This is a genomic window from Patulibacter ginsengiterrae (assembly GCF_056269115.1).
In genome coordinates this window covers 18,727-40,685 of sequence record NZ_JBWDOG010000018.1, presented here as the reverse complement: position 1 = coordinate 40,685, position 21,959 = coordinate 18,727, and the positions used below count along the sequence as shown (strand labels likewise).

Annotated in this window: 22 protein-coding genes; 8 read left to right on the top strand and 14 right to left on the bottom strand. The window is 74.4% G+C overall.

The features are described from left to right. Positions 1–14 precede the first annotated feature (14 nt). On the top strand, positions 15–1,274 hold the full coding sequence (locus tag ACVUH9_RS18780; RefSeq protein ID WP_475759693.1) for an MFS transporter: 1,260 nt from the start codon (positions 15–17) through the stop codon (positions 1,272–1,274). Positions 1,275–1,285: 11 nt separating this feature from the next. On the opposite strand, the gene ACVUH9_RS18775 is transcribed toward ACVUH9_RS18780, so the two are convergent. The 9 genes from ACVUH9_RS18775 to ACVUH9_RS18735 all read right to left on the bottom strand — a co-directional run bounded on the left by ACVUH9_RS18775 (position 1,286) and on the right by ACVUH9_RS18735 (position 8,391). Then, entirely contained in the window at positions 1,286–1,525 is a 240-nt protein-coding gene (locus tag ACVUH9_RS18775) for a hypothetical protein (protein WP_475759691.1), read from the bottom strand. Between the two features lie 12 nt (positions 1,526–1,537). After that, complete coding sequence (locus tag ACVUH9_RS18770) at positions 1,538–1,777, bottom strand: type II toxin-antitoxin system HicA family toxin (protein ID WP_475759689.1); 240 nt, start codon at positions 1,775–1,777, stop codon at positions 1,538–1,540. 202 nt (positions 1,778–1,979) lie between these two features. Next, a complete protein-coding gene (gene cobA, locus ACVUH9_RS18765) occupies positions 1,980–3,575 on the bottom strand; it encodes a uroporphyrinogen-III C-methyltransferase (RefSeq protein WP_475759687.1) in 1,596 nt (531 codons plus the stop codon). After that, positions 3,572–4,549 (bottom strand): hydroxymethylbilane synthase, encoded by a 978-nt coding sequence (gene hemC, locus ACVUH9_RS18760; RefSeq protein ID WP_475759685.1) that lies wholly within the window; start codon positions 4,547–4,549, stop codon positions 3,572–3,574. Before hemC ends, cobA begins: the two co-directional genes overlap by 4 nt. Next, positions 4,546–5,946: a glutamyl-tRNA reductase gene (gene hemA, locus ACVUH9_RS18755; RefSeq protein ID WP_475759683.1), complete on the bottom strand. Its 1,401-nt coding sequence runs from the start codon at positions 5,944–5,946 to the stop codon at positions 4,546–4,548. The genes hemC and hemA overlap by 4 nt, the downstream gene beginning before the upstream one ends. Beyond that, positions 5,943–6,191, bottom strand: a complete 249-nt coding sequence (locus ACVUH9_RS18750) for a hypothetical protein (RefSeq protein ID WP_475759681.1) — start codon at positions 6,189–6,191, stop codon at positions 5,943–5,945. The genes hemA and ACVUH9_RS18750 overlap by 4 nt, the downstream gene beginning before the upstream one ends. A gap of 31 nt (positions 6,192–6,222) precedes the next feature. After that, positions 6,223–6,954 carry a cytochrome c biogenesis protein CcsA gene (gene ccsA, locus ACVUH9_RS18745; RefSeq protein ID WP_475759679.1) on the bottom strand — a complete coding sequence of 244 codons (732 nt, stop codon included), beginning with the start codon at positions 6,952–6,954 and terminating at the stop codon, positions 6,223–6,225. 13 nt (positions 6,955–6,967) lie between these two features. Beyond that, the gene (locus tag ACVUH9_RS18740; protein ID WP_475759676.1) at positions 6,968–7,651 is read right to left on the bottom strand and encodes a heme exporter protein CcmB; all 684 of its coding nucleotides are present in this window, start codon (positions 7,649–7,651) and stop codon (positions 6,968–6,970) included. Next, the gene (locus ACVUH9_RS18735) at positions 7,648–8,391 is read right to left on the bottom strand and encodes an ATP-binding cassette domain-containing protein (RefSeq protein WP_475759674.1); all 744 of its coding nucleotides are present in this window, start codon (positions 8,389–8,391) and stop codon (positions 7,648–7,650) included. The genes ACVUH9_RS18740 and ACVUH9_RS18735 overlap by 4 nt, the downstream gene beginning before the upstream one ends. Before the next feature lie 47 nt (positions 8,392–8,438). On the opposite strand from ACVUH9_RS18735, the gene ACVUH9_RS18730 reads away from it, so the two are divergent. Beyond that, positions 8,439–8,693, top strand: coding sequence for a hypothetical protein (locus ACVUH9_RS18730; RefSeq protein WP_475759672.1), 255 nt, complete (start codon positions 8,439–8,441; stop codon positions 8,691–8,693). Positions 8,694–8,764: 71 nt separating this feature from the next. On the opposite strand, the gene ACVUH9_RS18725 is transcribed toward ACVUH9_RS18730, so the two are convergent. The 3 genes from ACVUH9_RS18725 to ACVUH9_RS18715 form a co-directional block, all read right to left on the bottom strand. Then, positions 8,765–10,141, bottom strand: coding sequence for an FAD-binding oxidoreductase (locus ACVUH9_RS18725; protein WP_475759670.1), 1,377 nt, complete (start codon positions 10,139–10,141; stop codon positions 8,765–8,767). A 153-nt stretch (positions 10,142–10,294) separates the two neighbouring features. Further along, positions 10,295–11,158, bottom strand: a complete 864-nt coding sequence (locus tag ACVUH9_RS18720; RefSeq protein WP_475759668.1) for an ABC transporter permease — start codon at positions 11,156–11,158, stop codon at positions 10,295–10,297. Continuing rightward, positions 11,155–12,147 (bottom strand): ATP-binding cassette domain-containing protein, encoded by a 993-nt coding sequence (locus tag ACVUH9_RS18715; protein WP_475759666.1) that lies wholly within the window; start codon positions 12,145–12,147, stop codon positions 11,155–11,157. The genes ACVUH9_RS18720 and ACVUH9_RS18715 overlap by 4 nt, the downstream gene beginning before the upstream one ends. Before the next feature lie 110 nt (positions 12,148–12,257). Here ACVUH9_RS18715 and ACVUH9_RS18710 point away from each other — a divergent pair, with 110 nt between their 5' ends. Both ACVUH9_RS18710 and ACVUH9_RS18705 read left to right on the top strand, forming a co-directional pair. After that, entirely contained in the window at positions 12,258–13,553 is a 1,296-nt protein-coding gene (locus ACVUH9_RS18710) for a TetR/AcrR family transcriptional regulator (protein ID WP_475759664.1), read from the top strand. A 209-nt stretch (positions 13,554–13,762) separates the two neighbouring features. Further along, positions 13,763–15,259 (top strand): hypothetical protein, encoded by a 1,497-nt coding sequence (locus ACVUH9_RS18705; RefSeq protein WP_475759662.1) that lies wholly within the window; start codon positions 13,763–13,765, stop codon positions 15,257–15,259. Positions 15,260–15,301: 42 nt separating this feature from the next. Here the strand turns inward: ACVUH9_RS18705 and ACVUH9_RS18700 are convergent, their stop codons facing one another. Beyond that, positions 15,302–16,051, bottom strand: a complete 750-nt coding sequence (locus ACVUH9_RS18700; protein ID WP_475759660.1) for a precorrin-2 dehydrogenase/sirohydrochlorin ferrochelatase family protein — start codon at positions 16,049–16,051, stop codon at positions 15,302–15,304. Between the two features lie 109 nt (positions 16,052–16,160). Here ACVUH9_RS18700 and ACVUH9_RS18695 point away from each other — a divergent pair, with 109 nt between their 5' ends. Continuing rightward, the gene (locus ACVUH9_RS18695) at positions 16,161–16,937 is read left to right on the top strand and encodes a helix-turn-helix domain-containing protein (RefSeq protein ID WP_475759658.1); all 777 of its coding nucleotides are present in this window, start codon (positions 16,161–16,163) and stop codon (positions 16,935–16,937) included. Positions 16,938–16,967: 30 nt separating this feature from the next. On the opposite strand, the gene ACVUH9_RS18690 is transcribed toward ACVUH9_RS18695, so the two are convergent. Beyond that, entirely contained in the window at positions 16,968–18,353 is a 1,386-nt protein-coding gene (locus ACVUH9_RS18690; RefSeq protein WP_475759656.1) for an AAA family ATPase, read from the bottom strand. Positions 18,354–18,491: 138 nt separating this feature from the next. Here ACVUH9_RS18690 and ACVUH9_RS18685 point away from each other — a divergent pair, with 138 nt between their 5' ends. From ACVUH9_RS18685 to ACVUH9_RS18675, 3 genes are all read left to right on the top strand, one after another. Beyond that, positions 18,492–19,382 carry an oxygenase MpaB family protein gene (locus tag ACVUH9_RS18685; protein WP_475759654.1) on the top strand — a complete coding sequence of 297 codons (891 nt, stop codon included), beginning with the start codon at positions 18,492–18,494 and terminating at the stop codon, positions 19,380–19,382. Between the two features lie 72 nt (positions 19,383–19,454). Then, positions 19,455–20,171, top strand: coding sequence for a FadR/GntR family transcriptional regulator (locus tag ACVUH9_RS18680; protein ID WP_475759652.1), 717 nt, complete (start codon positions 19,455–19,457; stop codon positions 20,169–20,171). Between the two features lie 185 nt (positions 20,172–20,356). After that, a complete protein-coding gene (locus ACVUH9_RS18675) occupies positions 20,357–21,892 on the top strand; it encodes an SdrD B-like domain-containing protein (protein WP_475759650.1) in 1,536 nt (511 codons plus the stop codon). Positions 21,893–21,959: the final 67 nt, after the last annotated feature.

Here is a 21,959-nt window from a genome sequence, read left to right as displayed (position 1 = left end):
ATACCGTTCGTGCGGTGGACGTCTCGATCGAATCCCGGTACTGGCGGCGGAACCTCGTCGTCTGCCTCGCGGGGTCGTTCACGACGATCGTCGCGATGACGATGCTGCTGCCCTACCTGCCGCTCTACGTCGAGCAGCTGGGAGTCGAGGGCCACGCCTCGATCGTGCGGTGGTCCGGGGTCGCCTACGGTGCGGCCTTCCTGACCGCCGCGCTGACCGCCCCGCTCTGGGGGCGGCTGGGCGACCGCTACGGCCGCAAGTCGATGCTGATCCGGGCCAGCCTGGGGATGGCGATCTCGATGTCGTTGATCGGGCTGGCCCAGAACGTCGAGCAGCTCGTCGCGCTGCGGCTGCTGACCGGTCTGCTGGGCGGCTACGCCTCCGGCTCGGTGATCCTGGTCGCCGCGCAGACCCCGAAGCAACACAGCGCCTGGGCGCTCGGCGTGCTCTCGACCGGCGTGATGGCCGGGAGCGTGGTCGGCCCGCTGATCGGCGGCGTCGCCCCCGAGCTGGTCGGCGTGCGGACCTCGTTCCTCGTCTCCGGGGCGGTGATCTTCGTCGCCTTCCTGGCCACGAGCTTCGGGCTGCGGGAGGAACGTCCGGCCGCCGCCCGCGCCAGCGGCGATCGCTCCGGCCCCGGACGGCCCACGGGAGACCGGCCCGCGTCCTCCTGGAGGACCCTGCCCAGCGGCCCCCGGGTGATGATCCTGCTGGCGACCGCCAGCCTGCTGATGCTGGCGACGATGTCGCTCGAGCCGATCGTGACCGTCTTCGTCGGCGAGCTCGCACCCGGCGCCGCCCACCCCGCGACGCTCTCGGGGATCGTGATGGCCGTCGGTGCGCTGGGCGGGATCCTCTCCGCTCCGCGGCTCGGTCGCCTGGCCGACCGGGTCGGCTACGCGCGGGTGATCACCGGGTCGCTGCTGGCGGCGGCGGCACTGCTCGCGCTCCAGGGCCTGGCCCAGGGAGTCTGGGAGCTGACGCTGCTGCGGTTTGCGATGGGCCTCTGCCTCGGTGGGCTGCTGCCGGCGATCACCGCCTCGATCCGCCACGTCGTGCCCGACGCGGTCGTCGGCCGGGTGCTCGGGCTCTCGGTCTCCGCCCAGTACGTCGGCCAGGTCCTGGGACCGGTGCTCGGCGGCATCGTCGCCGGGGCGTTCGGGATGCGCGCGGTCTTCTTCGCGACCGGCGCGGTGCTGCTCGGCGGCGCGCTGCTGTCGCGGATCGGGCGAGCGCCCGAGGACCGGGCGAGCGCCGTCGAGCTCACCGGTTGAGCGGCTGGCGGTCAGGCAGACGCCGGGTGGCGATCATGCGCGACGTGCTCGAAGGCGAGAGCGGACAGGTCGGGGATCGACGTCCCCCGCTCCTCGGCCTCGCATTCGATCGCGAACCGCCCGGCGGACTCGGCCCGGCGCTGGGCGGCCGGGTAGCTCACGTCACCGCCGACGAGCCCCGGCAGGTCGGGACTCGTGAACGTCCAGCCGTAGCCGGGATCGTGCGTGTGGATGATCCGGATCGAACGCATCGAGCTCTTCCGTCAGAGTAGCCGCAGGGCATCGTCGATGTCCAAGCCGACCTGCTTGCAGAGCACGTCATGCACCACCCCCGGCGAGATCGTCTGGCGATCGTGGAACGCCCAGGTGATCGGTGGCCGTCCGGGGGCCTTCAGACGCTGGTGCGAGCCTCGCCCCTTGCGTACCCGCACGTATCCGAGGTCCCGGACGAGCACCCGGTGCAGCGCACGCGCCTTGAGCGCCGGGAACCGGGGGTCAACCACGACGACCGTGCCCGGTCCCCGTCGCGTTCTCCCCCGCCGAAGCCGTCATTCGCCGCGACGCTAGCCCCTCTCAGCGCCTCCCGGACGACCGTCACGCGATTGGCACGCTTCTGGGCGAGTACGACACGAACCGCGGCACGGGCACGGCTCCGCCGACCTCGTCGTCGTAGTCGTCGTCCCTTCCCTCAGCTGCCCGGCGACCTCAGCGGCCGGCGGCGTCCGCGAGCAGCGCGGTGACGAGGCCGTCGATCGTGGCCTCGTCGGCCTCGACCGCCGGGGTCGCGCCCAGCTCGGCGAGCGCCGCGGTGGTGACCGGGCCGATCGAGACGGCGCGCGTCGTCGGGCCGACCGGCAGACGGCCGTGGGGGGCGGCGCTCTCGGTCACGCCGCCGGCCGCGGCCAGGAAGCCCGCCGTCGACGCCGAGGTGAAGGTCACGTAGTCCGCGTCGCGCAGACGCGCCAGCGCCTCGTCGGGCAGCGGCTCGGCGACGGTCTCGTAGAGGGCGACGTCGTCGACCTCGATCCCGGCCGCCCGCAACCCCTCCGGCAGCGCCGACCCGGCCGTGGCCGCGCGGGCGAGCAGCACCCGCCGGATCGGACGCGCGCGGTCGGGCGCCGCAGCGGCCGCCTCGATCGCGGCCGCCAGCGCCTCGCCGGTGAAGGTCTCCGGCACCACGTCGGCGAGCAGGCCGTGCTCGCGCAGGACGCGGGCGGTGCCCGGGCCGACGGCGGCGACCAGGATCCCGTCGAGGTCGCGGAGGTCGCGGCCCGACCGCAGCAGCGCCGCGACCAGCTCCCGGACCCCGTTCGGCGACGTCACCGCGAGCACGTCGACCCCATCCAACGACGGCAGCTCCGCCTCGAGCGAGCGGGTCCGGATCGTCGGGGTCTCGACGACCTCCGCGCCGAGCCCCCGCAGCCGCCGGGCGAGCCCCGACGCCTGCGCCCGGGCGCGCGTGACCGCGACGGTCCGCCCGAACAGCGGCCGGTCCTCGAACCAGCGCAGCTCCTCGCGCAGCCCGGCGACGGCACCGACGATCGTGACCGCGGGCGCCTGGATCCCGGCCTCGGCGGCGATCGCGGCGATCGTCTCGAGGGTCCCGGTGACCGCGCGCTGGGCGCCGACGGTGCCCGACTGGACGACGGCGACCGGCTCGTCGGCGGCCCGACCGGCAGCGATCAGGGAGGCGGTGATCGCCGGCAGCCGGCGCACGCCCATGTAGAAGACCAGCGTGCCGGGGAAGGCCGCGAGCGCGTCCCAGTTGATCGTCGACTCGGGCTTGGACGGATCCTCGTGCCCGGTCACGAAGGCCACGCCCGGGGCGTGGTCGCGGTGGGTGACGGGGATCCCGGCGTAGGCGGGGCCGGCGATGCCCGCCGTCACGCCGGGGACGACCTCGAACGGGATCCCGTTGGCCCGCAGCCGCTGGGCCTCCTCCCCGCCGCGGCCGAAGACGAACGGATCGCCGCCCTTGACCCGGGCGACCGAGCGCCCGGCGAGCGCGTGGCGGAGCAGCAGCGCCTCGGTCGTCTCCTGCGGGACCTGCTCGCCGCCGCCGCGCTTGCCGACGTCGACCAGCTCGGCGTCCGGGCGGGCCCCGTCGAGCGCGGTGTCGGGGATCAGCTTGTCGTAGAGGACGACGTCGACCGCGGCGATCACCTCGAGCGAGCGCGCCGTCATCAGGCCCGGATCGCCGGGGCCGGCGCCGACGAGGTAGACCGTGCCGGGCGTGGCCGCGAGCGGCGTGGCGTCGGAATCGGACGCGGCGGACGCGGCGGGGGCCGGGGTCGTGCTCACGACGGGCGCTCCTGGGATCGGGAATCGGACGCGGAGTCCACGGGACCGGCGGGCTCGATCGGCTCGCCGCTGGTCACGGCCGTGCGGGCGGCGGCCAGCAGCTCGTCGGCGCCGGCCCGGCGGAGTCGCTCGGCGACGAGCGCGCCGAGTGCCTCGGGGTCGTCGCCGGTCCGCTCGTCGAGCGCCCAGCCGCTGCCGTCCGGCGTCCCGACGAAGCCGCGCAACGTCAGCGGGCCGTCGGCCGTGTCCGCCCGGCAGTAGGCGCCGAGGGCGCTGGTGCAGTCGGCGTCCAGCGTGACCGCGAGCGCTCGCTCGGCCCGCAGGCAGCGGCCGTTGCGCGGGTCGTGGAAGTCGGCGATCGCGGCCCGGATCGCGGCGTCGTCGGCGCGGGCCTCGATCGTGATCGTGCCCTGGCCCGGGGCAGGGACGAACGTCGGCCCGACCAGCGGCGAGAGCAGCTCAGGCTCGCGGCCGAGCCGGTGGAGGCCGGCCGCGGCGAGCACGATCGCGTCGATCGGATCGGCGTGGCCGCGGTCGAGCCGCGCCAGCCGGGTGTCGACGTTGCCGCGGACCTCGACGATCCGCAGGTCGGCGCGCGCGGCCCGCAGCTGGGCGGCCCGACGCAGGCTCGAGGTGCCGACCCGCGCCCCCTCGGGCAGCGCGTCGAGCGAGGCGGCACCGATCAGCACGTCCCGCGGGTCCTCCCGAACCGAGGCGGCGATCAGCGCCAGGCCCTCGGGCAGCTCGCCGGGAACGTCCTTCGCCGAGTGGACGGCGAGGTCGATCTCGCCCGCGACCAGTCCCCGCTCCAGCTCACTGACCCACTTCGTCTTGTCGGGCAGCGCCCGGTTGCGGTCGCCGGTGGTGACGACCTCGACGATCTCGACCTCGTGGCCCGCCCGTTCCAGCGCGGAGGCGACCTCGTGCGCCTGGGCCAGCGCCAACGGACTCCGGCGGCTGCCGAGCCGGATCACGAGTGCTGGGCGCGACGAGCGGCGAGCGGCCGCACGTTGTCCGGCACGCCGTCGGCTGCCGCGGCGGCGGGCGCTGCGTGGGCACGCACGGCGGCGGTGCCGTCGGCCGCGACCTCGGCGTCGTCAAGCCCGAACAGCTCCCGCAGGACCTCGATCTGGCCGTGCGCGTCGTCGCGGTCGCGGGCCGCCTTCAGCCGCACCGTCGGCTCGTGCAGCAGCCGCTGGACGACCGTCCGCGCCGCCCGCTCGATCCGCGCCAGATCGTCGGGGCTGACCGACTCCCAACGGCCGTCGTTCTCGGCCAGGACCATGTCGACGATCTCGCCCGCCCGGGTCCGCAGGTCGACGATCGTCGGGGTCACCTCGAGCTGGCCCATCCAGCGAGCGAAGCGGTGGATCTCCTGCTCGACGATCTGCTCCGCGACCTCGGTCTCGCCCTCGCGGCCGGCGAGGTTGCGGGCGACGACGGCCTGGAGGTCGTCGATGTCGAACAGCGTCACGCCCGCGACGCCGGCGCACTCGGGGTCGACGTCGCGGGGCACGGCGATGTCGATCAGGACCAGCGGCCGCTCATCGCCCCGCTCACGGCGCGCGTCCATCACCGCGCCGAGCGCCTCAGCGCCGAGCACGGGGTGCGGGGAGCCGGTCGAGGAGACGACGACGTCGGCCTCCTCCAGCTGCTCGGGAAGCTCGCTGAGGCTGCCGACCCGTCCGCCGAAGCGCTCGGCCAGCGAGCGCGCGCGGTCGGCGTGGCGGTTGGAGACGAACAGCGTCCGGACGCCCTGGGCCGCGAACGCCTGGGCGGTCAGCTCGGCCATGTCGCCCGCGCCGATCACCATCACGTTGCGGTCCTCGAGGTGCCCGACCTTCTGCGCCGCGAGGTCGACGGCGACCGAGGCGACGCTCGTCCGGCGCTCGGAGAGGCCGGTCTCGGTCCGGACCCGCTTGCCGGTCCGCAGCGCGGCCTTGAAGAGCCGGTTCAGCAGCGGCCCGGTGGTGCCGGCACGGAGCGCGATCTCGTAGGCCCGCTTGACCTGACCCTGGACCTCGTACTCGCCGAGCACCATCGAGTCGAGTCCGCTCGCCACGCGGTACAGGTGGCGGGCCGCCTCGCAGTTGCGCGGGGCGTAGACCAGCCCGGCCAGCTCGGTCGGGCGCATCCGCGAGGCGCGGGCGATCTGGCCGAGCAGCTCGGCCTCGGCCTGGACCGGGTCGCCCGCGACGACGTAGACCTCGGTGCGGTTGCAGGTCGAGAGCATCGCCGCCTCGTGGACCTGCTCCGACGCGCTCATCTCGGCGAGCATCCGCTCGAGCTGCCGGTCGCCGACCGACAGCCGCTCGCGCACGGCGACCGGGGCCGTCTTGTGCGAGATCCCGAGGACGAGCAGCTCGTTCATCCGCGGACCTCGACCGGCCCGGGGCGGGCACCGTTCGGGTCGGCGACCTCGCCGCCCGCGGGCGCCTTCGCCGCGTCCAGTCGCTGCTCGAGGACCTCGAGCCGGCGGGCCGCGTCCCGCACCCGGATCGCGACGATCAGCAGGTAGACGAGCAGCAGCGCGGCCGAGACGATCACGGCGGCGACGACGTAGCCGGGGCCGCCGGTGTCGACCTGGGCGAGGAGCGGGAGAGCGGTGGAGGGCACGTGCGGGACCGGGTCGTCGGGGACAGCGGGGCTACAGGACGACGGGCGACGAGGCGCGCGTCACGACCGGCACCGCGTCCTCGCCCTCGACGGCGCGCTGGAGCTGCCGAAGGCGGATGCGGGTGGTCTTGTGCAGCACCTCGAGGTGCCACAGCGTCACGAAGATCGCGCCGATCGCGAGGATCGACAGCAGGAAGGCGAGGCCGGCGCTCCCGGGCAGGTTCGCGCCCGGGTCGTTGAGCGGCTGGGGGTGCAGCAGGTTGGTGGTCATCCGCACGACCCCGAAGCAGACCGGGGCGAAGATCCCGGCGGAGACCGCGAAGACCGAGGCGGTACGCGCCTGGCGCTCCGGATCCTCGATCGCGAACCGCATCGGCTGGTAGGTCGCGAACAGCAGGAAGATGATCAGGAAGGTCACGAGCACGGGCTCGTTCCAGTCCCACCAGACGCCCCAGGCGACCTTGCCCCAGATCGAGCCGGTGATCAGCGAGATCACGCAGAAGATCTGGCCGAGGTGGATCGACACGTAGGCGCGCAGATCGTCCAGCGGACGGTCGTGCTTGAGGTGCTTCCAGCCGAAGAACGCGCCGGCCACGAACGCGACCAGGGTCAGGATCGCGAACGCCGGGTGCAGGTAGGTCAGGCGCTGGCGGACCCCCTCGGTCGCATCGGTCGGAGCGACCGCAACGGCCACGACGACCCAGGCCACGACCAGTACGGCGGTGACGAGCGTCAGGGGAAGAAGGCGACGGGCGTAGGGCATCGTCGGAGTCCGGTCAGTCCTCGACGATTCCGTCGGAGACCGCCCAGCAGACCAGCAGGAACACCCCATCGTACAGAGCGAGGGCCAGCCACCACCGGCCCTCCACCTGGGCGACCGGCGATTCGAGCAGCGGGGAGAGCGCCTGCGAGGCGAGCCCGATCAGCGGAATCAGCAGCGGGACGGCCAACAGCGGGACCAGCAGCTCGCGCGAACGGGCGGCCGCGGCGATCGCGCCGACCAGGGCTCCGGCGACCGCGATCCCGAGGTCGGCGAGCAGCAGCGTCGCCGCCAGCCGGGGCAGCGCCGAGCCCGAGAGGCCATCACCGAGCAGCAGGAACGCGAAGGCCGGAACGGCGATCAGGTGGAGCGCGACCAGGAAGGTCCAGAGCGCCAGGGCCTTGGCGGCGACCAGCGCCGAGGCCGAGGCCGGCGTCATCCGGAAGCCGTCGAGGCCGCCCTCGTCCTCCTCCGCCGCCCACAGCCGACCGATCCCCAGCAGCGCCGCGAGCAGGGTCGTGACGAGCAGGATCCCCGCCGCCATCGTCCCCTCGACCTGGCCGTCCTGGAGCCCGAAGCGGAACAGCACGAAGGTCCCGACGCTGAACAGCAGCATCGTCGGCAGCACCTGGGGCGCGCGGCGCTCGCGGCGCCACTCGAGCGCCAGCAGCGCGCGGACGTCGGCGATCCAGGCGCTCATCGGTACAGCTCCCCGATCTCGGCGTCGGTGATCCGGTCCGGCGGCCCGAGCAGGACCGGGCGGCCGTCGCGCAGGCCGAGCACGAGGTCGGCCTCGGCCAGCGCCGCGTCCGGGTCGTGCCCGGCGATCACGCGGGTCCGCCGGCGCGCCGGGTCGGCCGGATCGACAGCCGCGCCGGGATCGGCCGGCGGCCGCGTCGGCCCGAACAGCTCGTGCAAGCGGACCGAGGCCGTCGGATCGAGGTTGGCCAGCGCCTCGTCGAGCAGCAGCAGCTCCGGATCGCCGAGCAGGACCGACGCCGCGCTCGCGCGCTGGGTCAGCCCGCGGGAGAGCGCGCGGACGGGGAACGCGGCGCGCTTGCGGAGGTCGGTCGCGTCGAGCAGCTCGTCGACCCGGGCGAGCGGCACCCGCAGCAGCCGGGCGCGGTGAACGAGGTTCTCGCGCACGCTGAGGTCGCGGTAGAGCATCGGCTCGTGGGCGAGGTAGCCGACCCGCCCGCGCAGTTGGCGGCGCTCGCCGGGCAGCGCGACGCCGAGCACCCGGCAGGTCCCGCGCGAGGGCCGCATCAGGCCGGCGAGGACCCGCAGCAGCGTCGACTTGCCGGCCCCGTTGGGGCCGAGCAGGGCCAGGGTTCCCCCCACCGGCAGCGCCAGGTCGAGGTCGCGGAGGACGAGCCGCTCACCCCGACGGCGGACGAGCGCTTCCAGTTCGATCGCCAGCGGTGAGACCACGTCGGACATCGGCCGGCAAGCCTACGGGGCCGAAGACCTCGTACCCTGCGCGGTCTATGGCCCGTGACGATCGCCCCTCCGACGACGAGCCCCGCCGGCCGGGTCGCCTGTTCTGGATCTGCGCGCTGGTGCTGATCATGGCCGTGGTCTGGACCGCGCTCTCGGCCCTGCTCGACTCGGAGGGCATCAGGACGCTGATCGCGATCGTCGTCGGCGCCGGCTTCGTCTACCTCTGGCGCGACCGGATCTGGGGCGCGGACTGGCGCGATCGGGTCGCCGCCGAGCGCGAGCGCGCCAAGAAGCGCCGCTGAGCGGGACGCGCGCCGCTGAGGGACGCGCCCCCCGCGGAGGCTGAGCGGGCGCGCCCCCAGCAGCCCGGCGGCTACCCCCCGACCGCGATCGGGTGGTTGGCCTGGAACAGGCAGCCCGGATCGACGGCGGCCTTGATCGCCCGCAGGCGCGCGTACGTCTCCGGATCGAACGCCGCGGCGCTGTCGCTCGGCCGCTCCGCGAAGTTGGGGTAGGTGGTGTCGCTCGACCACGGCGCCACCGCTTCGACGACCAGGTCGAGCCGCTCCTGCACGGCGCGGGCGCTGTCCGGTCCCATCGGGATCCCGACGCCGTAGAGCAGGTACTCGCCGTCGATCGCGGCGAGCGCTCCGTGGCCGGGCGAACGACGACCGAGCGCCCCGCCGAGGTGCCGCAGCTCGACCCCGAGCAGCGGGCTCCCCGACGCCGCCCCCGCGACCTCGACCAGCGTCTCCACCCCCTCGGCGGTCAGCTCGCGCAGGACCGCGTGGTGCCCGAGCCCCGGGACGGGGTGCTCGGGGTCGCCGTGGAGCTTCGTCAGCAGCGGCGCCGGGATCATGCCGAGCGTGTCGATCATCGGCGTCGCCGCCTCCCGCAGCGGGCGCACCAGCTCGTCGCCCTCCGCCGCGTCGCCGACGAAGGCCAGGCCGACGTCGATCACGGGCACCCCGCGGAGCGGTTCGGGCACCTCCGGCAGCGGTGGGAGGCAGAGCAGACGGATCGTCGAGGTCAGCTCGTCCGGCACGGTCGAGGCCCACGCGCGGTAGGCGTGCAGGACCTCGGCCGCGGCCGCCCCCGGCCAGAACAGCGAGCCGGCGTAGACCTCGGCCAGCGGGAAGAGCTCGAACTCGAGCGCGGTCACGACCCCGAAGCCGTCGCCACCGCCCCGCAGCGCCCAGAACAGATCGTCGTCGCCGTCGACCCGGCGCTGCTCGCCGTCGGCCGTGACCAGCTCGATCGCGGTCACGTTGTTGGCCGCGAAGCCGTGCTGGCGGGCGAGCCAGCTGATCCCGCCGCCGAGCGTGTAGCCCGTGACCCCGACGTCGGCGGACGAGCCGTGGAGGGCCACCAGCCCGTGGGTTCCGGCCTGCTCCGCGACCGCGCCCCAGAGGGCGCCGGCTCCAACCCGCGCGCGGCGGGCCGACGGATCGATCGTGATCTCGTCGATCAGGCCGGTCTTCAGCAGCAGCGCCCCGGCCAGGTCGCCGAGTGGCCCCGCCCCGTGGCCGGTGCCCTGCGGGGCGACGCGCAGGCCGCAGCCGCGGGCGAAGGCGATCGCGGCAACGACGTCGGCCGCCCCGGTCGCCTGGGCGACGACCTCCGGTCGCTGGTCGGCAGCCAGGTTCCAGGCCTGCCGGGCCGCGTCCCAGTCGGCGTCGCCGGGGGCGGCGATCGGCCCCTCGAAGGTCGAACGCAGCGGGCGCAGGTCGTACGGGGTCGTCGACGTCATGTCGTGGGCTCCTCAGGAGGGCGTCCGGCCGCCGGGTCACGGCGGCCGCTCGGGGAGAAGCGTACAGCGTCTCCTCCCCTGCATCGCCCAGCTTCCACGCCGACCCAAACGTCACCTACGCCGGGTAGGAACTTGCCCAGGACCAACCGCGAGCTAGCCGGAGCTGGTCGTCCGGAACCGCCGCAGGGCCAACGGCACGCAGACGGCGATGATCAGCACGCACCAGAAGACCATCCCGATGATCGGGTGCTCCAGGGGCCACGAGCCGTGCGCCTCGACGCCCTGGGTGACGTAGCGGATCGCCGCGACGAAGGTCGAGATCGGATTCCACTCGCCGATCGCCCGCGGCACGTCGGCCATGCCCTCGATCGGCACGAACGTCCCGGCGAGGAAGGCGAGCGGGAAGACGACCGCGAAGCCGACGCCCTGCATCGCGTCGGAGCTGCGGACGATCATCCCCAGCAGGACCCCGAACCAGGTGAAGGCGAACAGCCCGAGCAGGACCAGGCCGATCAGCGCGAGCACCTCGAGCGCGTTCATGTGCGGCTCCCAGCCGAGCAGCAGGCCGAGCCCGATCACGATCGCCATCCCGAGGATCTGCTCGATCATCTGCCCGAGCACCTGGGCGGTGATCACCGACAGGCGGGTCACCGGCAGCGACCGGAAGCGGTCGATCACCCCGCTGCTGAAGTCGTTGGCCGTCGCGACGCCGGCGCCGATCACGCCGAACGCGAGGCTCTGCCCGATCAGGCCAGGCAGCAGGTAGTCCTGGTAGCGGACGCCGGGGATGTGGATCGCCGAGCCGAAGACGTAGAGGAACAGCAGCGTGAAGACGATCGGCTGGATCGTCACGTCGCTGAGCCGCTCGGGAACGGCGGGGATCGTGCGGAGCGCGCGGCCGACGAGCAGCCGGGTCTCACGGAGGTACCGCACGACCGGGGAGGGCCGGGACGGGAGCGGGATCGCCGGGCGTCCGGCGCTCGGGTTGCGGGGGTCGCTGGTCTCGATGGTGCTCATGCGGCGACCTCCTCGGCCACGTCGTCGTCGGTGGTACTGGGGTCGCCGGCCGGCGCGTGGCCGGTCAGGCTCAGGAAGGCGTCGTCGAGGGTCGGGCGCCGGAGGGCGATCTCGTCGATCGGCACCGCCGCGTCGCGGATCACCTCCGAGATCAGCGACAGCTCGACCGTCTCCCCCGGCGCCGGGACCGAGACGGTCCGCTTGCCGCGGTTGACGGAGATGTCGAAGCGCCCGTCGAGGGCCACGACGATCTGGTCGAGGCCGGCGCGGTCGACGGCGACCACGTCGACGCGCTGCTCCCCGATCCGGGCCTTCAACTCGGTCGGGGTCCCGGCGGCGGCCTCGCGGCCGTGGTCGATCAGCACGATCCGGTCGGCGAGGGCGTCGGCCTCCTCGAGGTACTGGGTGGTCAGGAGCAGGGTGACGCCCTCGGCGACGAGGTCGCGGACCGTCTCCCAGACGACCTGGCGGCTGCGGGGATCGAGGCCGGTGGTCGGCTCGTCGAGCACCAGCAGCTCGGGCTGGACGACGAGGCTGGCGGCGAGGTCGACCCGCCGGCGCTGGCCGCCGGAGAGGCCCTTGATCAGCTTGTCGCGGAACTCACCGATGTCGAAGCGGTCGATCAGGCTGTCGGCGATCTTGGCCGCGTGGCGGGTGGGGTAGCCGCGCAGCTGCGCCATCAGGAGCAGGTTGCGGTAGGCGGTGAGGTTGTCCTCGAGCGCCGCGAACTGGCCGGTCAGCGAGATCCGGCTGCGGACCGCGTCGCCCTCGCGGACGACGTCGTGACCGCAGACGGTCGCGGTCCCCGAGGTCGGGGCGACGAGCGTCGCGAGCATCTGGACGGTCGTCGTCTTGCCGGCCCCGTTGGGTCCGAGCAGCGCGACGACGCTGCCGGCGTCGACGCGCAGGTCGAGCGTGTCGACGGCGGTGAAGTCGCCGAAGCGCTTGGTGAGGCCGTCGGTCTCGACGGCGGGTGAAGGAGAGGTCATGCGATTCCTGGGATGGAAGGCGGGTCTGGCGAAGGCCGTCGCCCAGCGCCGCGAAGGAACATACAGTGACTAAAAGATTTCTGCAACTGGAGAATTGCTAGAGTGTGGTGGTGAGCGACTCGACCGTGCCCCTCCCGAGCGACGAGAGCCCCGACGCCGAGAGCGCCGCCGGGTCGGCGGGCGCCGAGCGCCGGGAGCTCGCGGGTTGGACGCGTGAGGACCTGACCGAGGCGATGCGGCAGCTGCGCCAGGCGTACGAGGCCGAGGTCCGCCCCGACGAGGGCCTGCGCGAGCGCAAGAAGCGGCTGATGCGCCAGCAGATCTCGGACACCGCGACCTGGATGTTCTGCGAGCGCGGCTTCGACGCCGTCCGGATCGCCGAGATCGCCGACGAGGTCGGCGTCTCCGAGAAGACCGTCTACAACTACTTCCCGACCAAGGAATCGCTGGTCTTCGACCGCGAGGACGAGCAGATCGAGCTGCTTCGGACCTGTCTGGCCGAGCGGGGGCCCGACGTCTCCCCGACCGAGGCCGTGCTCAGGATGATCGAGGACGAGATCTCGCGCTTCAGCGGCCTCGACCCGCGGATGATCCCGATGATGCTCGAGTTCAGCCGCTTGATCCGGGAGACGCCGGCGCTCCAGACCGCGATGCGCGAGATGACCGCGCGCCTGATCGACGTCGCGACCGAGGCGCTCGCCGACGGCGCCGAGGTCGACCCGCGCGACCCCGAGCCCCAGATCGCCGCCCACGCGCTCGTCGGCCTCTGGGACGTCCACGTCTCGTCGCGCCGACGGCACATCCTCGACGGCACCCCCCCGGACCGGATCCAGGAGCTGGTGATGTCCGACACCCGCCGCGCGGCCCGCCTGCTGGAGACCGGCCTCTGGTCGTTCAACTCGGTCGTCCAGGGAGCGAAGACCCGCAACCAGCTGGCCGACGCCGCCCGCACCGCGAACGAGGCCCGCAAGCAGGTGATCGAGGCGCTGCGCCAGGCCCGCGGCGCCTGGACCGACGTCCGCCGGGCCCACGACGAGGCCCACGCCGCCGCCGAGGGCGGCTGGCTCGAGCGCCACGCCGCCGGTGAGGCGGCCGAGCGCGAGCGCCGCAAGACGCTCAAGGCCGAGCGGCAGGCCCGGGCCGCGACCGCCAAGGTCGAGGCCAAGGCCCGCGCCAAGGCCAAGCAGGCCAGCGCCGACGCCCAGCGCGAGGCACAGCGGCTACGGGCCGAGGCTCAGGAGGTCCGCGCCGCGGCCCAGCGCGAGCGACAGGAGGCGCGGGCGGAGGCCCAACAGGCCCGAGCCGAGGCCCAGGAGGCGCGAGCCGCGGCCCAGCAGGCCCAGGAGCAGGCCCGCGCCGAGCAGCAGCGCGCACGGGCCGCCGCCGACGTACCGGCCGAGGACTAGCGCCCAGCGATCCGCCCGGGGGCCACCGCGCGCCCTGCGAGGCACAGCGAACCACTCACCGACGAACCCGTCGGGATCGGCCGAAGCGACCGGCGATGAACCCGGCCTAGACGAATCTTCGACCAGAACGGAACAGATCGACCCGATCTGTCCAGGCGCTCTAAGCTGCCCCGACGTTACCGCTGATCACCGCTCGTCTCGGAGTTCCTGTGCCCCATCCCCCCTTGCGCCGACTGATGACCGTCGCCGGCGCCACCGCCGTGCTCGCCGCCACCAGCGGCTTCTCCTTCATCGTCCCCGTGAACGACCCGTCGGCGACGCAGCAGACGCCGCTCTCGCCGATCCGCTTCGCGCAGCTCGGCTGCGTGCCCGGGGCCAAGTCGTTCACCGGCGAGCCCATCACCACGCCGTGCGGCCCGTTCTCCGCCTTCTTCGTCTCCGGGCCCGGAGCGACGGTGCAGTTCACCACCGCCGGCAAGTACCGGTTGCTGGTCGCCTACGCGCTCCCGGTCGGGTTCACGCCGCCGCCGATCCGAATGCAGGGCCACCCCGAGGTCAGCTTCGAGGTCGACCCCGACGTCGTCGACGACCAGCGGCTCGCCCCGCTCGGCGGCGTCGGCCAGTGGGTCGGCTACCGCTCCAGCGTGATCACGATGCCGGTGGGTGCCGAGAACGCCGGCGGCCTCTTCTACGCCGACGTGCCCGTCCCGCAGGTCGACGGGGCGCCCAGCGCGATGATGCGCGGCACCGCGGTCGCGATCGGCGCGCAGGTGGTCGCCGACGGCACCGGCGCCGACACCGACTATGCCGCCGACCGCGCCGTCGACTGCGATGAAGACCTCGGCGACGCCCCGTACTTCGAGTCGACCCACTGCCCCGAGGGCAGCGGCCAGTGGACCGAGACCGTCCCGACCGACGCCGACGTCGTCGCGCCGGAGACGACCGCCACGGTCGACGCCGGCGCCAGCACCACGCTGCGGTTCGACGTCCGCCAGGCCGGGGCGGTCGGGTACGGCGACGACGCCTCGCCGATCGCGCTCGACGCCACCGCCTCGATCGCCGGCGCCAGCGCCACGCCCGCGCGCGCCACGCTGGCCTGGGACCTCGCCCCGCAGCCGCCACGGCCGTCCGCGGGCGCGCAGCGCTCGTCCAGCGAGCGACGCCCGGACCCGGTCGCGCGCACCACCGAGGTGCCCGTCACCGTCAGCGTGCCCGCCACGACCGCGACCGGCGACTACGACGTCACCCTCCGCGGCTCCGACGCCGGCGGCGAGCGCACGGCGACCGCCCGGATCCACGTCGTCGGCGCACCTGTCGTCCCGGCGGAGCGGCCGGCCCCGGCCCCGGCCCCGGCCCCGCCGATCGTCGCCGCGCCGACCGGCCGGACGCCCGCGCCCACGGGCCGGGCCGCGCGAGTCCAGCTCCTGCACCGGATCACGGTCGGCTCGAGCCGGCTGCTCCACGCCGGTCGCGTCAGCTGCCGCACGAGCGGGCCGTGCCGCGTCGCGTCGATCGTCGAGATCGGCGGCCGCCGTGTGACCACCGGCTCGGTGACCGTCGCTCCCGGCGCGACCGGGCGCGTGCGGCTGCGCCTCTCCTCCTCCGCCTACCGCCAGTTGCGGCAGCGGGCCGGCACGATCCGGGTCACGGCCACCTCACCGAACGCCCCGACGGTGACCCGCACGCTGCGGTTCCGGGCGCGCTGAGCCAGCACGCCGCGGGGCCGACTCGCCCGCGGCCCCGGCCGCTCAGGCCGAGGCGAGCCCCGCCTCGGCGTGCTGCTGCGCCGCGGCGATGATCTCCAGCACCTGCGGCTCGTCGCCGTCGCGCAGCAGCTGGAGCGGATCCGGATCGTGGCCGACGATCCCCTCGAAGAACGCCTTGCGGTCCTGGTAGGTCGGCAGCGTGCCCTTCGCCCAACCCCGGACGTCGTTGAGCAGCACCGCCATCCGGGCGTACTCGGGGCCGAACAGCGAGGAGACCTCGTCCTTCATCCGCTTGGCCAGCGCCGGCGAGGCACCGGCGGTCGAGATCGCGATCGCGAGCGGGCCGGTCCGGACGATCGCCGGCAGGATGAAGTTGCACAGCGGCGGCACGTCGACGATGTTCGCGAGCATCGCCCGCTCCTCGGCGTCGTTGTAGATGCCGATGTTGGTGTCGGTGTCGTCGGTGCAGGCGATCACGAGGAACTTGCCCTCGAGGTCGCCCTTGCGGTAGTCCCGCTGCTCCCAGACGATCGACCCCTCGGCGGCGAGCGCCTCGACCTCGGGCTTGACCTCCGGCGAGATCACCACGACCTCGCCGTCGCACGCGAGCAGGCCCTCGGTCTTCTCCAGCCCGAGCTCGCCACCCCCGACGACCAGGCACTTGCGCCCTCGCAGGCGCAGGCAGGCGATGTAGAAGGGCGTGTCGAGCATGTCCCGGACGCAGGTCTGATCACAGATCCCGCGCTTGAACTGGCAGACGCACTCCTTACCGGCGTAGGCGGCAGCAGGCATTCCTACAGCCTAGCCATCGGTCCTGTCCGGCCGAGTGCCCCGCCAGCCGGGTGGCTCCGCCACCGCCGGGGCGTACCCCGTCCCACCCCGCAGCGCTACCGTAGGCGACGTGAGCACCGTCGCAGCCCAGACGGTCGGCGCCAACGTACGCCGGCTCCGGCGCACCCGTGGGCTCTCGCTCGTCGACCTCGGCCACCACGCGGGACTCGCCAAGGGCACCCTGACCCAACTCGAGGCGGGCCGCGGCAACCCCACGATCGACACCCTCCACGCGCTCAGCCGGGCGCTCGGCGTGACGCTCGGCGACCTCGTCGCCGAGCCGCCGGAGACGGCTCCGCGGGTCGTCCGCGCCGACGACGGCCCGCTCGTGCCGGACTGGGAGCTGGAGGCCCGCCTGATCCAGCGGACCCACATCGGCAGCGCGATCCTCGAGCTGTACGGCATGCGCCTCCAGGCCGACGGCGCCCAGCACTCGCCCGGCCACGCCCCGGGCGTGCTCGAGCAGCTCTACATCCTCGACGGGACCCTCGAGGCGGGCCCGGAGGACGCCGCCGTGACCCTCCGGCCGAACGACTTCGCCCGCTACGCCGCCGACGAGCCGCACCGCTACGTCGCCGTCGACGGCCCGGTCCGGGCGCTGCTGCTGATGGTCTTCCCCGCCCTTCCCGCGGGTAGTCCGCTGCCCGCCGCGGCCGCCCCCGCGCGGCGGCTCGTCAAGCCGGCGACGCCCCGCCCCGCGGCCCCGCGGCCGACGCTGCCGCAGGTCCCCGCCCGCGGCGTCCGGCCGGCGAGCCGGAAGCCGCCCGGCGGCCGCCGGCCGCCGGGGTCCGGGTCGGGGTCGGGGTCGGGGTCGGGGTCGGGGTCGGGGTCGGGGTCGGGGTCCTAGCCGTCACGGCCGGCCGCCGCCCGCCCTGGTCTAGGGCGTTCGGCCGCGCGCGACCCGGGCCGCGGCGAGCCGGTCCCGGAGCACCTGCTCGTGGGGCGCCGGTTGCAGGAACCGGCGGTCCTCCAGGCCCTCCGGCAGCAGCTCCTGGGGACTGACGCCCCCGGGACGGTCGTGCGGGTAGTCGTAGACCCCGGGGACGAAGCCCTCGCTGATCTTGCCGCGCAGGTACGGCGGCGGGGCGCTGACGCCGTGCTCCTCGATCTCGGCCAGGGCGTCGTTGATCGCGCGGTAGGCGGCGCTGCTCTTGCCGGCGAGCGCAAGCCGGATCGTCACGTGCGAGAGCGCGATCCGGCACTCAGGCATCCCGATCCGGTCGACGACCGCCGCTGCGGCGATCGCCAGCGGCAGCGCCTGTGGGTCGGCCAGGCCGATGTCCTCGCTGGCGGAGACGACCAGCCGCCGGGCGATCGTCCGCGGATCCTCGCCGGCCGCCAGCATCCCCGCGAGGTAGTAGACGGCCGCGTCGGGGTCGCTGCCGCGGATGCTCTTTATGTAGGCCGATAGAAGGTCGTGCGGCTGGTCGGGACCCGCCGTGATGACCGCGCGGTCGAGCGCCGCGCCGGCCTGACGGCTGGTCACCCGGACGCTCTGCGTCCCCCCCTCGGCGAGCCCGTCGGTCATCGTCGCGGCCGCCGCGCGGGCCAGCGCGGTGGCCGCCTCGAGCGCGCCGAGCGCCGTGCGCGCGTCGCCGGCGCTGCGCCCCGCCAGCAGCTCGAGCGCGTCGTCGTCGGCCCGGACCGTCACCGCCGGCGCGCCGTTCTCGCCCGCCGGACGGTCGAGGACCCCACGCTCGAACACGCGGCGCAGCAGCACCAGCACGTCGTCGACCTCGAGCGCCCGCAGCCGGTAGACCCGCAGCCGTGAGCGCAGCGCTGGGCTGACCGCCGCCCAGGCCGGCTCGGTGGTCGCCGCGATCAGGGTCACGAGCCCTTCCTCGACGGCCGGCAGCAGCGCGTCCTGCTGGGTCCGGTTGAAGCGGTGGATCTCGTCGATGAAGAGGACCGTCGGCCGGCCCGCGGCGTCGCGTCGCTCCTGGGCCCGGGCAAGCGCCGCGCGGACCTCGGCCTTGCCCGAGTCGACGGCCTGGAGCTGCTCGACGGCCGCGCCCGCCGCGCCCGCGATGATCCGCGAGAGCGTCGTCTTGCCCGAGCCGGGCGGCCCGTGCAGCAGCATCGCGTGCGGCATCTGGGCGTCGATCGCGGCCCGCAGTGGCCGCCCCTCGCCCAGCAGCTCGTCCTGGCCGACGACGTCCTCGACCGTCTGCGGACGCATCCGCGCCGCGAGCGGCGCGTCGGCCGCGACCGGGTCGGCACGCACGGAGCCGTCGTCCGGGTCGGGGGTGAAGAGCCGATCCACCGTTCGAGGATGGCACGGCGACCGGCCACGAGCGCCCCGGGGCCGTCCCGCTGGCCGTTCGGTCGGGCCGGCTTGGCGAGGCGGCTACGATCGATGGAGCGCGTCCGCTTCCCGAGACGGCCGCCACGAGGTCCACCCGTGACCAGCGACCACTCCACCGCCACTGCCGTTCCCCCGTCACCCCGCCTGGTGATGGAGCGGCCGCACGCCAGCGGCGACGGCCTCTTCGACGATCACTCGATGATCCGCCGGGTCCACCGGGAGCGCGCGGTGATGCTGCACGGCCCCCGCTCGCTGCTGTTGCAGGCCTCGCATCCGCTGGCCTTCCGCGGCTTCTGGGGTGCGACCGCCGCCCAGGAGCCGGAGAAGGCGTATCCGCGCCTCCAGCGGACCGCCGAGGCGATGGCGACCGCCGTCTTCGGACCGGCCGACGCCGCCGAGGCGATGGGCGAGCGGGTCCGGGCGATCCACGGCGCTGTCTCCGGCCGCCTCGACCGCGACGCCGGATCCTGGCCGGCCGGGACCCGCTGGCGGGCCGACGATCCCGAGCTGCTGCTGTGGATCCTGGCCTCGCTCGTCGACTCGGCCATGGTCGTCCACTCGCGCTTCGTGCGGCCGCTGCGGCCGGAGGAACGGAACGCGTTCTGGCGCGACTACCGCGTCGTCGGCGAGCTCTTCGGGCTGCGCCAGGAGGACATGCCCCAGACGATCACCGGCTTCGACGCGTACGTCGCCGAGACCCTCGCGTCGGACCGCACGATGGTGATCGACGACGCGCGCGAGGCCGCCCGCCGGATCGTGCTCAACCCGCCGGCGCCGCTCCCGTTGCGTCCGCTGCTGCGGATGGTCAACGAGGTCACCGCCTCGCTGCTGCCGGCCAAGATCCGCCGCGGCTTCGGGCTGCGCTGGGACCCGTTGCGGGACATCGGCGTCAACGCCGTCGGCAGCTGGACCCGCCACGTCCTGCAGCCGGTCCTGCCGCCGACGCTCGCGTGGACCCCGCACGGGCGTCCGGCCCCGCTCGACTGATCCCGCCGGGACCCGCCGCAGAGCCCGGCGTTCCGTGGGCGCTTGCGGTCCGTGCCCGTCTATAGTCGAGCGATGGCGTTCGAAGCCGTAGAGCGCCGGCCCGTCTACGAGCAGGTCGCCGAGCAGCTGCGCGAGGCGATCCTCCGGGGCGAGCTCTCCGGGGGCGAGGCCCTTCCCGCGGAGCGCGAGCTCTGCGATCGGTTCGGCGTCGGCCGGACCACCGTCCGCGAGGCGCTGCGGGTGCTCCAGGCCCAGGGCCTCGTCGTCAGCGACGGAGCGACCGCCCCGCTGCGGGTCGTGCGGCCGGAGGCGCTCTCGGTCGGCCCCGCCCGCGACGCGTTCGTGCACCTGATGCGGCTCGGGCACGTGCCGCTCTCGGATCTGGTCGAGCTGCGGCGGGTGCTGGAGGGCTCGGCCGTCGCCTCCGTCGCCCGCCGTCGCCCCGCCGAGGAGCTGCGCGAGATCGGCCACTGGGTCGAGGTCATGCGCCGGTCGGAAGAGGACGTCGAGGCGTTCGAGGAGGCCGACGTGCGCTTCCACCTCGCGCTCGCGGCCGCCTCCGGCAACGAGGCGGTCCACCTGGTGATGCTGGCCGTCCGTGACTCGATCGGCGTCCACCTGCTCGACGCGCTGCGCTCGGAGCCCCAGCCGCGCGACACCCTGCGGCTGCTGCTGGCCGAGCACGAGCAGATCTTCGCCGCGATCGAGCAGGGCGATGCCGACCGCGCCCGCGAGCTGGTCGAGGCCCACGTCGTGGGCTTCTACGAACGGGTGCTGGGCCCCTCCTAGCCACCCCAGCCGCCCACGCTCGCCGTGGGCGCCCACGCCCACGGTAGGGTCGGGCGGCGACCAACGGATGCCAATGGTCTCGGAGCGGGTCGCGCAGGAGCAGGACGACGCCGGGATCCCACAGGGACAGGCGTTGGTCCGGCGACGGCAACCCGCACCTCTCCGCACGCACCGGAGGACCGCAGATGTCACGCTCACCCCAGAGGCTCGGCCGCGGAGGCAGATCCCACCTCCTGCGGCTGGCCGTCGGGAGTCCGGTACTCGCCCTGACGATCGCCGCGGGGGCGTCCGCAGCGACCGTCGTGAAGTCGACCCCGACCCCATGGATCGAGCCGCAGGACCAGGCGATCTACGACCTCGCCTACAGCAACGACTCCGAGGCCCCCGTCGCGGCGCTCGACCTGATCGACGTGCTGCCGCGCGCCGGCGACGTACGCGGCGCAGGCTCGGCGTTCCACGGCACCGCCACGCTGCGGTCGGTCGTCCCAGCCGCGCCGGCCGACGTCGTGTCCTACACCTCGACCCCGCCGGCCGACGTGAGCAGCAACCCGGGAGACCCCAGCAACGTGGCCGGGACGGGCAGCACCATCTGGTGCACCAGCGTCGAGCTGGGCACCGCGGGCTGCCCGGCGGACGTCGCCGCCGCGACCGCGGTCCGGATCGTCCGCGCCGGTCCGGTCGCCAGCGGCGAGGGCGGCACCGCCCGGATCGTGCTCGACACGGCCGGGAACCAGTCCGGCGACCGCTACGTCAACGACGCCGGCCTCTGCGCCTTCCCGGGCGGCGGAGGCGGGAACAACCGCGTCGCCACGCGGGATGCCGACGGCGGCGTCTGCGGAGGCAGCCAGATCCCCGCCGTCTACGCCGATCCGGTCACCGTCCAGGTCGTCGCCTCGAACCTGGGCGACTTCGTCTGGAGCGACAGCAACCGCAACGGCATCCAGGACGCTGGCGAACCCGGGATCCCTGACGTGCTGGTCCGGTTGACGGGCACCGACAAGGACGGGAACGCCGTCGACCGGACCGTCACGACCGACGCCAACGGGCGGTACACGTTCGCCGCAGCGGACGGGCACTTCACGCTGCGCTCGGGCAGCTACCAGCTGACCTTCTCCGCCAAGCCCGGCTACGACTTCACCGTGCAGGGGGCAGGGAGCGACCGCGGGCTCGACTCCGACGCCGACCCGCTCACCGGCCGGACCCAGACGATCACGATCCCGTCGCCGATCGCGAACGGGGTCGACGGCGAGGACCTGACCTGGGACGCGGGCCTCGTGCTGCCGCTGGCCGCCGTCGTGCCGGCTCCCGTGCCGGCGGCCCCCACCCAGCACGCGCTGTCGATCCGCAAGCGCGCCAGCCGCACGACGGTCCGCGCCGGCCACCGAGTGGCCTACACCCTGACCGTCCGCGCCAGCCGCCGGGGCACCGAAGACGCCGTCGGCGAACGGGTCTGCGACTCGCTGCCGAAGCACCTCAGCCTGGTCTCCAAGGGCGGGGGCAGCCTCCGCAACGGCCGGCTCTGCTGGAGGATCGCGCGCCTGGCTCCGGGCCGGACGGTCGTCCACCGGTTCGTCGCTCGGGTCGACCGCGACACCCGGGCCGGCCGGATCACCAACACCGCGACGGTCACCGACCAGGGGCGGTCCCGTACCGCCCGGCGCAGCATCCGCGTGCTCCCCGCCAGGCCCCGGCAGGCGGCCGCCGGTGCGGTGACCGGCTAGACGGCACGGTCGTCGGCCCTCGCTCGGGACCGACGACCGCCCGCCTGCCTCGGCGCCTGCGCCGGGC